This is a genomic window from Pseudomonas sp. GW531-T4 (genome assembly GCF_017349615.1).
Taxonomy (GTDB): domain Bacteria; phylum Pseudomonadota; class Gammaproteobacteria; order Pseudomonadales; family Pseudomonadaceae; genus Aquipseudomonas; species Aquipseudomonas chlororaphis_I.
The window spans coordinates 1-13121 of record NZ_JACMZT010000048.1; the positions used below are offsets into that span (position 1 = coordinate 1).

At 68.0% G+C, this 13121-nt stretch carries 3 protein-coding genes; all 3 read left to right on the top strand.

Annotated elements, in window-relative coordinates:
* The first annotated feature begins 124 nt into the window (after positions 1-124).
* The 3 genes from J4D28_RS26510 (at position 125) to mnmH (ending at position 13011) form a co-directional block, all read left to right on the top strand.
* The gene (locus J4D28_RS26510; RefSeq protein ID WP_103331664.1) at positions 125-10666 is read left to right on the top strand and encodes an autotransporter-associated beta strand repeat-containing protein; all 10542 of its coding nucleotides are present in this window, start codon (positions 125-127) and stop codon (positions 10664-10666) included.
* Positions 10667-10873: 207 nt separating this feature from the next.
* Positions 10874-11908: a selenide, water dikinase SelD gene (selD, locus tag J4D28_RS26515; protein WP_038631406.1), complete on the top strand. Its 1035-nt coding sequence runs from the start codon at positions 10874-10876 to the stop codon at positions 11906-11908.
* Positions 11908-13011, top strand: a complete 1104-nt coding sequence (mnmH, locus tag J4D28_RS26520) for a tRNA 2-selenouridine(34) synthase MnmH (RefSeq protein ID WP_009048216.1) — start codon at positions 11908-11910, stop codon at positions 13009-13011. The genes selD and mnmH overlap by 1 nt, the downstream gene beginning before the upstream one ends.
* Positions 13012-13121: the final 110 nt, after the last annotated feature.

The window sequence follows — 13121 nt, forward strand, 5'->3', positions numbered from 1 at the left end:
GCACGGAGCAATTTTCGCCACGGTCAGGTATTCGAAGTCAGTGCGTATCGATTCAGGACGTTGCTGAGCGAGCAGTACACGCATTCATGGATGAACGGCTTGGCCCCTTAGCAAGGAGTTGAGCGTGGACAAAGTTCAGGTCAGGGACGCCGTCAATCATCTTTCCCCCCTCTCTTTGGCAGTTCGCCTGGGTCTTACCGGGTTGTTGCTCAGCCTGGTCAGCCCCTCGGCCATGGCCACCTGTTCCACCGTCGGCAGCGTGGTGACCTGTACCGGGGTGCCGGGCCTGCCGCTGTTTCTCAACGACTTTTCCAGCGCCACCGACGGCCTGACGGTCAACGTCAACAGCGGCGCGCAGATGAACGCGACCCTGGGCGGCAAGGTGCTGAACCTGACCGGCAGCACCATCACCCTGAACAACGCCGGGACCATCGACCCGGCGTTGCTGGGGCTGGTCTCGGTGTTGAGCGGCGGGGCCTTTATTGGCAACGGCGCGGCGGGTGTGGTCAACGTCACCAACACCGTCACCGGGATCATGCGCGGTACCGGGCAATTGCTCGGCCTGAACCTGAGCAGCCTGGACGGCGCCGCGCTGAACATCAACAACGGTGCCGGCGGCACCACCACCATCGTCAACGACGGCACCATCACCTCGACCGGCCTGTCGCTGCTCAGCGTGACCCTGGCGGACACGCCGGTGGTGGCGGTGTATGGCGGTTCCCAGGTGAACATGACCAACAACGGCACGCTGCAAGGCCGGGTCGCCTTCGAGAGTTCCAGCGGCGGCAACACCTTCCTCAACACCGGCACCATCCAGGGCGGGGTGTCGATGGGGGTGAACAGCACCAACACCTTCACCGCGGTCACCGGTTCCAGCGTCAGCGTCGGCGATGGGATCAACATCAGCCTCGGCCTCGGTGGCCTGCCGGGGATCGACCTGACATTCGCCCCCACCGGCAAGGTCGACGGCGGCGCGGGCGGCACCAACACCCTGATCCTGCAGAACACCCTCGGCCCGGGCGGCGGCACCAGCGGCAGCGGCACGCTGTCGAGCGACAACTACATCAACTTCAACAACCTCACGCTCAACAGCGGTACCTGGACCCTGCAGGGAGCACTGGTCAGCGGCAGTACCACCCTCAACGGCGGCATCGCCCAGTTCGATAACAGCGGCACCTTCGGCAGCGGGGTGCTGACCAGCAATGGCGGGATCCTGCAGGCCAGTACCGGCGGCCTGACCCTGAGCAACCTGGTGACCCTGGGCGCCGGCGGCCTGACCGTGCAGGGCGGCAACGACCTGAGCCTGGCCGGGGTGATTTCCGGCACTGGCGGCCTGACCAAGAGCGGAGCCGGCCAGTTGAGCCTCGACGGGGCCAACACCTACAGCGGCAACACCAGCATCAGTGCCGGCTCCGTGCAACTGGGCAACAACCTGGCCTTCGGCAGCGGCACGCTGAGCATCGATGGCGCGGCCACGCTGTCGACGCCCGGCACCATCACCCTGAACAACCTGGTCAGCCTCAACAACAGCATGATCGCCACCGGCGCCGGCAGCCTGACCCTGGCGGGGCTGATCAGCGGCAGCGGCGGGCTCACCAAGAGCGGCACTGGCAGCCTGGCCCTCAACGGCATCAACAGCGGTTATTCCGGTACCACCACCCTGAGCGCCGGTACCCTCAGCGTGAGCAACGACAATGCCCTGGGCAGCGGCGGGCTGACCGTGAGTGGCAGCGCCAGCCTGGACAGCAGCGCCGCGGTGAACCTGGCCAACGCCGTAACCCTGAACGCCAACCTGACCACCCTCGGCAGCAATGCCCTGACCCTGGGCGGGGGGCTGTCCGGCACCGGCGGGTTGATCAAGAACGGTAGCGCGGACCTGACCCTGAGCAGCGCCAACACCTACTCGGGCGGCACCTCGCTCAATGGCGGCAAGCTGCTGGTGGGCTCCGGCACCGCCCTGGGCAGCGGCGCCCTCAACGCCGGCGCGGGCACCACCCTGGATGCCACCACGGCGCTGAGCCTGGGCAACGCCATCAACCTCATCGGCAACCTGACCCTGGGCGGCACCCAGGCCCTGACCCTGGGCGGGGTGATCAACGGCGCCGGCGGGTTGATCAAGGACGGGGCCGCGGCCCTGACCCTGAACGGTGTCAACGGCTACCTGGGCGATACCGCCCTCAACAGCGGCTCGCTGATTCTCGGCTCGAACACCGCGCTGGGCCTCGGCGCCCTGAACGCCGCCGCCGGCACCACCCTGGATGCCAATACCGCGGTGACCCTGGGCAACACCCTGAACCTGGCCGGCAACCTGAACCTCGGCGGCAGCGCTGACCTGACCCTGAACGGCGTGGTCGGCGGCAGCGGCGGCCTGACCAAGAACGGCACGGCCAACCTGATCCTCAACGGCGCCAACACCTTCCTCGCCGGCACCACCCTCAATGGCGGCACCCTGACCCTGGGCAACGCTGGCGCGCTGGGCAGCGGCGCCCTGACCGTGGGCGGCGCGGCGACCCTGGACAATACGGCCGGCATCAGCCTGAGCAACGACGTCACGCTCAATGCCGACCTGACCCTGGCCGGCAGCAATGCCCTGACCCTGGACGGTCTGGTCAGCGGTACCAGTGGGCTGATCAAGAACGGTACGGCCGACCTCACGCTCAACGGCGCCAACACCTTCCAGGGTGGTACCACCCTCAATGCCGGGGGGCTGATCCTGGGCAGCGGCACGGCGCTGGGCAGCGGTGCCCTGACCGTAGGCGGCGCCAGTACCTTGAGCGGCAGCGGCGCGCTGACCCTGAACAATGCTGTGCACCTCAACGCCAACCTGACGCTGGACGCCAGCAACCCCCTGGTACTGGGCGGGGTCATCGACGGTACCAGCGGCCTGATCAAGAACGGCACCTCGAGTCTGACCCTGAGCGGCAACAACAGCTACCAAGGCACTACCGCGCTGAATGCCGGCTCGCTGATCGTCGGTTCCAATACCGCCCTGGGCAGCGGAGCGCTGAATGCCGCCGCCGGCACCACCCTCGATGCCAGTGCCGCGGTCAGCCTCGGCAATAACCTGAACCTGGGCGGTAACCTGACCCTCGGCGGCACTCAGGACCTGACCCTGGGCGGGGTGATCAACGGCGTCGGCGGGCTGATCAAGAACGGTACGGCCGACCTGACCCTCAATGGCGCCAACGGTTATCTGGGCAACACCGCGCTCAATGCCGGCACGCTGATCGTCGGGGCCAACGGCGCCCTTGGTGCTGGCGCGCTGAACGCGGCCGCGGGCACCACGCTGGATGCCAATACCGCCGTCACCCTGGGCAACCAGTTGAACCTGGCTGGTGCCCTGAACATCGCTGGCAGCGCCGACCTGACGCTGTCCGGCGCAGTCAACGGCGCCGGCAGCCTGGTCAAGGACGGCAGCGCCAACCTGGTGCTCAATGGCAGCAATGGCTTCCTTGGCGGCACCACGTTGAATGCCGGCACCCTGACGGTCGGCGCCGACGCGGCGCTGGGCCTCGGCGGCTTGACCGTCGGCGGCGCGGCGACCCTGGACAGCAATGCCTCGGTGACCTTGAACAACAGCGTGGCGCTGAATGCCAACCTGACCCTCGGCGGCAGCAACGGCCTGACCCTGGACGGCGTGGTCAGCGGCACCGGTGCGCTGATCAAGAACGGCGCGGGCGAGCTTGCGCTCAACGGCGTCAACCTCTTCGCCGGTGGCACCAGCCTGAATGCCGGCACCCTGACCCTGGGCAATGCCGCGGCATTGGGCAGCGGCGCCCTGACCGTGGGCGGCGCGGCCACCCTGGACAACAGCGCGGCCTTGACCCTGGGCAACGACATTGCGCTCAACGCCGACCTGAGCATCGCCGGCAACAACAACCTGACCCTGGGCGGGGTGGTCAGCGGCGGCGGTGCCCTGATCAAGAACGGCCTGGGCGACCTCGCCCTGTCGGGCAACAACAGCTTTACCGGCGCCCTGGACATCAACGCCGGTAGCGTCAGCACCCTGAGCAGCGGCGCCCTGGGCAACACCTCGGGGGCCAACGTCAGCGCCGGGGCCAGCCTGAACCTGGGGGCCGACAGCAGCCTGGCGAGCCTGACCGGCAGCGGCGGGGTGCAGATCGGCGCGGGCGTCACCCTGAGCGTCGGCGGCGTCAGTTCCAGCAGTACCTTCGACGGCAGCCTGAGCGGCAGCGGCGGCCTGACCAAGGTCGGCAGCGGCACCCTCGACCTCACCGGGATCAACGGCATCACCGGCAATACCCAGGTCAACGGCGGCACCCTGAGTGTCAGCGGCTCCCTGGGCAGCGCCAACGTCGGCGTCGCCAGCGGCGCGACCCTGACCGGCAGCGGCTCGTTGCTGGGCACGCTGAACGTCGCCGATGGCGGTCACCTGGCCTTGAGCTCGGGCAGCACCCTTGCGACGGGCGGGCTGGTCCTCGGTGGCAACGCCAACCTCGACGCCAGCCTCGGCGCACCGTCCACCACCTCGCTGCTCGATGTCGGCGGCAACCTGACCCTCGACGGCAAGCTGAATGTCACCGACGCCGGTGGCTTCGGCGTGGGCGTGTACCGCTTGATCAACTACACCGGCAGCCTGGTCGACCTCGGGCTGGACATCAACAGCGTGCCCCTGGGGTTCAGCCTCGGCGACCTGCAGGTGCAGACCTCGGTGGGCAACCAGATCAACGTGCTGGTGGCCGCGCCGAACGTCAATATTCGCTTCTGGGACGGCAGCCAGACCGTCGCCAATGGCAGCGTCGACGGCGGCAGCGGTACCTGGAGCAGCGCCGGCAGCAACTGGACGTCGGCCGACGGCTTGCTCAACCAGGCCTGGGCTGGCGATTTCGGGATCTTCCAGGGCACCGCGGGCACCGTCACCGTCGATGGCGCCCAGACCTTCACCGGCCTGCAATTCACCACCAGTGGCTACAACCTGGTGGCGGGCACCGCCGGCGCACTGACCGCGGTCAACGGCACCGGTGGCAACACCGCGCTGCGGGTCGACCCGGGCGTCACCGCGACTATCGGCGTAGGCATCAACGGCAGTGGCACCCTGGCCAAGCTCGACGCCGGCACCCTGGTGCTCAATGGCGCCAACACCTACAGCGGTGGCACCTCGCTGAATGGTGGGACCCTGGTGGTCGGCAACAACTCGGCACTGGGTAGCGGCCAGTTGACCGCTGCCGCCGGCACGACCCTGGACAGCAACGCCGCGGTCAGCCTGGCCAACGCGGTCACCCTCAACGGCAACCTGACGGTGGCCGGCAGCAATGACCTGGCCCTGAACGGCGCCATCGGTGGCACCGGTGGCCTGATCAAGAGCGGTAGCGCCGACCTGACCCTGGGCGGCAACAACAGCTACCTGGGCCCGACCGCATTGAACGCCGGCGGCCTGATCCTGGCGTCCAACACGGCGCTGGGCAGTGGCGCGCTGAACGCCGCTGCCGGCACCACCCTGGATGCCAGCAGCCCAGTCAGCGTGAGTAACGCGGTGAACCTGGCCGGCAACCTGGGCATCGGCGGCAGCGCCGACCTGACCCTCGCCGGGTCGATCAACGGCACCGGCAGCCTGAGCAAGGACGGCAGCGCCAACCTGACCCTCAACGGCGCCAACGGTTTCCTCGGCGGCACCACCCTCAATGCCGGGACCCTGACCCTGGGCAATGCCGCGGCCTTGGGCCTGGGCAACCTGACGGTGGCCGGCGCCTCCACCCTGGACAGCAATACCGGCCTGACCCTGGGCAACAACCTGGCATTGAACGCCGACCTGACCCTCGGCGGCAGCCAGGCCCTGACCCTGGGCGGGCTGGTCAGTGGCAGCGGGGAACTGGTCAAGGACGGCACGGCCAACCTGACCCTCAACGGCGTCAACACCTACCAGGGCGGCACCACCCTGAACGCTGGCGGTCTGACCCTGGGCAATGCGGCGGCCCTGGGCAGCGGGGCCTTGACGGTGGCGGGCAGCGCGACCCTGGACAACAGCGCGCCACTGATCCTGGGCAACGACCTCAACCTGAATGCCGGGCTGACGCTGGCGGGCAGCGCCGACCTGACCCTGGCCGGCACCCTGGCCGGCAGCGGCACCCTGACCAAGAACGGCGCGGCCGACCTGACCCTCAGCGGCAGCAACACCTTTGGCGGCCAGTTCAATGTGGCAGCCGGCAGCCTGAGCACCCTGGGCGGTTCGGCGCTGGGCAACAATGCCGGGGTCAACCTGGCCAGCGGCACCCAGCTCAACCTCGGTGGTTCGGCCAGCCTCGCCAGCCTGACCGGCAGCGGTACGGCGCAGGTGGGTGCGGGCAGCACCCTGAGCATCGGCGGCACTAACCTGAGCAGCACCTTCGACGGTAGCCTGAGTGGCAGCGGCCTGTTGAGCAAACTTGGCAGCGGCACCCTGACCCTGGGCGGCAGCAACGCCCTGACCGGCGACACCAGCGTCAATGCCGGCACCCTGAACGTCAGCGGCTCCCTGGCCAGCGCCAATGTGGTGGTCAACAACAGCGGCACCCTGACCGGCACCGGCAGCCTGAGCGGCGCGGTGACGGTGGCCGACGGCGGCCATCTGAGCCTAGGCAGCGGCAACAGCCTGACGCTGGGCTCGCTGGTGCTGGCGCCGAATGCCAACCTGGATGTCGGCCTGGGCACGCCGGTGGCGGGGGGCGGGACTTCGTTGCTCAACGTCGGCGGCAACCTGACCCTCGACGGCACGCTCAACGTCAGCGATATCGGTGGCTTCGGCAGCGGCGTGTATCGCCTGATCAACTACACCGGCAGCCTGACCGACAACGGCCTGGTGGTCGGCAGCGTGCCGGGCAGCGTGGTGCCGGGCGACCTGCAGTTGCAGACCGCGGTGGGCAGCCAGGTCAACCTGCTGGTGACCGCGCCCAACACCCTCGTGCAGTTCTGGGACGGTGGCCAGCTGACCGGCAACGGCGCCATCGACGGCGGCAGCGGCACCTGGGCCAGCGGCACCAGTAACTGGACCAATGTCGATGGCACCCTCAATCAGGCCTGGGGTAACAGCTTCGCGGTGTTCCAGGGCGCGGCCGGCAACGTCACGCTCAACGGCACGCAAAGCATCACCGGCATGCAGTTCGTCACCGACGGCTACAGCCTGATCGATGGCACATCCGGCACGCTGAACGCGGTCAATGGCGCCACCGGCAATACGGCGATCCGCGTCGACCCGAACGTCACCGCCACTATCGGCGTGGACATCAACGGCGCCGGCACCCTGGCCAAGCTCGACAGCGGCACCCTGGTGCTCAATGGCAGCAATGGTTACACCGGCGGCACCGCGCTCAATGGCGGCACCCTGGTGGTGGGCAGCAACAGCGCCCTGGGCAGCGGCGTGCTGACCGCGGCCAACGGCACCACCCTGGACAGCAACGGCGCGGTCAGCCTGGGCAACGCAGTAGTGCTGAGCGGCGGGTTGAAGGTGGCCGGCTCCAACGACCTGACCCTGGCGGGCGTGGTCAGCGGCACTGGCAGCCTGATCAAGAACGGCGCGGCGAACCTGACCCTCAATGGCAGCAACAGCTATCAGGGCGGCACCCAGCTCAACGGCGGCGAGCTGACCCTGGGCAACAGCACAGCCATCGGCAGCGGCGCCTTGAGCGTCGGCGGCAGTGCCCAGCTCGACAGCAGCACAGCCTTGCAACTGGCCAACGCCATCAACCTGGGCGCCCAGCTGACCCTGGCCGGCACCCAGGACACCACCCTCGGCGGCGCCATCGGCGGCAGCGGCAGCCTGGTCAAGAATGGCAGCGGTGCCTTGCTGCTGACTGGTGCCAATACCTACACCGGCGGCACCACCCTCAATGGCGGCAGCACCACCGGCGATACCTCCAGCCTCAAAGGCGCGATCCTCAACAACGCGGCGCTGACCTTCTCCCAGAACAGCGACGGCACCTACAGCGGCAACCTCAGCGGTAGCGGTACCCTGACCAAAAGCGGCACAGGCGAATTGTTGCTGACCGGCAGCAACGGCTTCACCGGCACCACCAGCGTGCAAGCCGGCTCGCTGCGGGTCGACGGCACCTTGAGCAGCGCCACGGTGAATGTCGCCTCCGGCGCGGCCATTGGCGGCAGCGGGGAGATTGGCGGGACGCTGCAACTGGCCAGTGGCGCCACCCTGAGCGCCGGCGGCGCCGCCACGCCATTGTCGGTGGGCGCCTTGAGCCTGGCCTCCGGGACGACGCTGGACTTCACCCTGGGGCAAGTCGGCAGTTCGACCACGGTGGTCGATGTGGCGGGCAACCTGACCCTCGACGGCACCCTCAATGTCACCAATGGCGGCGGCTTCGGCGTTGGTATCTACCAGTTGTTCCGCTACGGCGGCAGCCTGACCGACAACGGCCTGGTCTACGGCGCGCTGCCAACGGGCGTGCTGCCTGAGAGCCTGACGTTACAGACCGCGCTGGCCAACCAGGTCAACCTGCTGGTGCAGGGCACACCGGGTGAAGTGCAGTTCTGGAACGGTGGCAAGACCACCGCCGACGGTAGCATCACCGGCGGCAGCGGTACCTGGGGCCCGGGCACCAACTGGACCGACCCGAACGGCACCCAGAGCCTGGATTCCAACAATCAGTTCGCGGTCTTCGGCGGGCAGGGCGGCACGGTCACCGTGGTCGGCAACCAGGGCTTCACCGGCCTGCAATTCCTCGACGCCGGCTACAGCCTGGTCGCCGGGGAGGGCGGCAGCCTGAGCCCGACCAATGCCGCCGATGGCACCCTGGCCGCGGTGCGGGTCAACGCCGATGTGACGGCGCAGATCGATGCGCCGCTGGTGGGCAGTGGCGGGATCAACAAGCTCGACGCCGGCACCTTGCTGCTGACCGGTGCCAATACCTACACCGGCGGTACCACCGTCAGTGGCGGCACCCTGGCCGGTACTACCACCAGCCTGCAAGGACGCATCCTCAACAACGCGCGCCTGCTGTTCGTGCAGAACAGAAACGGTCGTTTCAATGGCGTGCTCAGTGGCACCGGCAGCCTGGTCAAGCAGGGCAGCGGCCTGTTGCTGCTCACCGGCGCCCAGCCGTTCAGCGGCACCGTCGCGGTGGAGCAGGGCGAGTTGCAGGTCGGTGATCGCAGTACGCCGAGCGTGTTCGCCGGGCAGGTCACGGTGGCCAATGGCGCCGCCCTGAGTGGCAACGGCAGCGTCGGTTCGCTGGACAACCACGGCCTGACCCAGTCCGGTGGCGCCGCCGGGACCCTGAGCGTGGCGGGCAACCTCAGCAACGCCGCGGACGGTGTGCTGGACCTGACCGTGACGTCGCCTACCGGCACCGTGCTTGCCGTGGGCGGGACCGCTACCCTCGGCGGCGGTCTGCAAGTGCGCTCGCTGGCGCCTTACACCGGCAACACCACCTACTCGCTGATCACCGCCGGCGGCGGGGTCAACGGTACTTTCAGCAGCACCCGCCTGCCGTCCCTGGCCTTCCTCGACACCGCGCTGGTGTATGGCCCCAACCAGGTCGGCCTGGCGGTCAGCCGCAACCAGACCACCTTCGTCGAAGTGGCGGCCACCCCCAACCAGCGGGGTGTCGCCAGGGCCCTGGAGAGCTACACCGGCGCCGAAGGCTCGGGCGCTGACGTGCTCAATGACCAGGTCATCAACCTGGATCGTGCCTCGGCCCGCGCGGCGTTCGACAGCCTGTCGGGCGAGATCCACGCCAGTACCGCCAGCTCGCTGCTCGAGGACTCGCGCCATGTGCGCGATGCCCTCAACGACCGCATGCGCCAGCCCGGCTGCGGTACCGAGGAGGATGAGCTGCGGCGCACTCTGGCGCCTGGGGAGAACCGTTTGAGCCGCGAAGGCTGCCAGGGCCAGGACGAGATGGTCGGCTGGCTGCGGGTGCTCGGTTCCTGGGGCGACATGGAAGGCGACAGCAACACCGCCGGCCTGGACCGCAACCTGTCCGGCTTCATGCTCGGTACCGACCGCCAGCTCGGCGATCAGTGGCGCGGCGGCGTGGCAGCCGGCTATACCCACAGCGATATCGATGCGCAGCGGCGCCAGTCCGATGCCACGATCAACAGCACCCACCTGGCGGCCTACCTCAACTCCCAGCATGACGCCCTGGCGGTCCGCCTCGGCGCGGCCTACAGCTGGCACCGGGTCAGCACCAAGCGCAACGTCAGCGTCGGCAGCTACAACGATCGCCTGAAAGCCAACTACGACGCGCGCAGTGCCCAGGTGTTCGGTGAGGTTGGCTACGCCCTGGAAGCGGCGGGCGTGGCGCTGGAGCCCTTCGTCGGCCTGGCCTATGTCAACTACGACAGCGATACCGGCCACGAAAAAGGCGGCGCCGGACGCCTGAGCGCCAAGTCGAGCCAGGACATCACCTTCTCCACGGTGGGCCTGCGGGCCGGCAAGCGCATCACCCTGGGCAACGGTTCGCAGATCACACCGCGCGCCGCCCTGGGCTGGCGCCATGCCTACGGCGATACCAAGCCCGATGCCGACCTGACCTTTATCGAGGGGGGCGGCTCGTTCACCACCCAGGGTGTACCGATCGCCAAGGACAGCGCCCTGGTCGAGGCCGGCCTGGACTACCAGATCAGCCCCACGGGCAAACTGGGCATCGGTTACTCGGGCCAGCTGTCCCACGACAACCGCGACCATGCGATGACCCTCAGCTTCACCCTCGGTTTCTGATCACCACCGAGGTTTCTTGCAACCGCCCGAAAGGGCGGTTTTTTTTGCCGCTATGCTTGCGGGCCGGATCGATTGGAGGGCAGGCAGGCGGCGCCGGTGGTCGATGGCTCAGGACACGCTCAGCGCGCAGGGCTCTCTATTAGCGCCGAGGGCTCAGCGCTGAAGGCTCTGCTAGAATCGCCGCTCCATGACTTTCAGAGGTGCCCCATGAGCGAGCCGATTCGCCTGACCCAGTACAGCCACGGCGCGGGTTGCGGTTGCAAGATTTCTCCCCAGGTCCTGGAGGTGATTCTGGCCGGCAGCGGCGCGCAGAACCTCGACCCGAAACTCTGGGTCGGCAATGCTTCGCGCGACGACGCTGCGGTGTACGCCATCGACGAAGAGCGCGGCGTGGTCTCGACCACCGACTTTTTCATGCCGATCGTCGACGACCCGTTCGACTTCGGCCGCATCGCCGCGACCAATGCCATCAGCGACATCTACGCCATGGGTGGCGATCCGTTGATGGCCATCGCCATTCTTGGCTGGCCGGTGAATGTGCTGGCCCCGGAAGTCGCCCGCGAGGTGATTCGTGGCGGGCGCGCGGTGTGCGACGCGGCCGGCATTCCCCTGGCCGGCGGCCATTCGATCGACGCGCCGGAACCGATCTTCGGCCTGGCCGTCACCGGCCTGGTGGAAAAGCGCCACATGAAGCGCAACGACACCGCCACCGCCGGTTGCCTGCTGTACCTGACCAAACCCCTGGGCATCGGCGTGCTGACCACGGCCGAGAAGAAGGGCAAGCTGCGCAGCGCCGACGTCGGCCTGGCCCGTGACTGGATGTGCACCCTGAACAAGCCCGGCAGCCGTTTCGGCAAGCTCGACGGCGTGACCGCGATGACCGACGTCACCGGTTTCGGCCTGCTCGGGCACCTGGTGGAAATGGCCGACGGCAGCAACCTGACCGCGCGCATTCACTACGACCGCGTGCCGCGCCTGCCTGGGGTCGAGTACTACCTGGACCAGGGCTGCGTGCCAGGCGGCACCCAACGCAATTTCGACAGCTACGCCAACAAGCTCGGGCGTATCCAGGCCCTGCACAAGCTGGTGCTGTGCGACCCGCAGACCAGCGGCGGGCTGTTGATCGCTGTCACTCCCGAGGGCAATGCGGCCTTCCTCGCGCTGGCCGCCGAACTGGGCCTGGAGCTGGCGCCGATCGGTGAGCTGGTGGAACGACAGAGCAACGCGGTCGAGGTGATCTGATGCCCATCGATATCACCGACTACCGCGAAATCTTCCTCAACGACCGGCCGATGATGGATACCCGCGCGCCGATCGAGTTCGCCAAGGGCGCCTTTCCCGGCGTGGTCAACCTGCCGCTGATGACCGACCACGAACGGCAGCGGGTCGGTACCTGCTACAAGCAGCAGGGCCAGCAGGCGGCGATCGTCCTCGGCCATCAACTGGTGTCCGGGGCGATCAAGGCCGAACGCATCCAGGCCTGGGCCGACTTCGCCCGGGCCCATCCAGACGGCTACCTGTACTGCTTCCGCGGCGGCCTGCGTTCGCAGATCGTCCAGCAGTGGCTCAAGGACGAGGCCGGCATCGACTATCCGCGGGTCGGCGGCGGCTACAAGGCCATGCGTACCTTCCTGCTCGACACCCTCGAGGGCGCGGTGGCCGAGTGTGATTTTGTCCTGCTCGGCGGCATGACCGGCATCGGCAAGACCGAGGTGCTCCATCAGTTGGCCAACGGCCTGGACCTGGAAGGCCACGCCAACCATCGCGGCTCCAGTTTCGGCAAGCGCGCCAGCGGCCAGCCGTCGAACATCGACTTCGAGAACCGCCTGGCGGTGGACATCCTGAAAAAGCGCGAGCGCGGCATCGCCGGGTTCGTGCTGGAAGACGAGAACCGCATGATCGGCAGCTGCGCCTTGCCGTTGCCGCTGTACCAGGGCATGCAAAGTTTTCCCATGGTCTGGCTGGAGGATGGCCTGGAGGGGCGGATCGAGCGGATCCTGCGCGACTACGTGATCGACCTGTGCGCGGAGTTCGTCGCGGTGCATGGCGAGGACGGCTTCGCACGGTTTTCCGAGCGCCTGCTGGAAAGCCTGAACAACATCCGCAAACGCCTGGGTGGCGAGCGCCACCAGCGCCTGTACCAGCTGCTGGAGGCCGCCCTGGCCGAGCAGGCCCGCAGCGGCAGCGTGGACCTGCACCGGGCCTGGATCGAAGGGTTGCTCAAGGAATATTACGACCCGATGTATGCCTTCCAGCGCGAAAGCAAGGGCGCGCGCATCGAGTTCGTCGGCGAGCAGGCGGCGGTGCTGGAGTATTTGCGCGAACGGGCTCGCCAGCAGGGTTGAGTCGATAGAAGGGCGGGGCCTTTGGCCCCATCGCGAGCAAGCTCGCTCCTACAGGGTTCCGCGCCGTCCATGTAGGAGCGAGGCTTGCCCGCGATGACGTCCATGCAGAC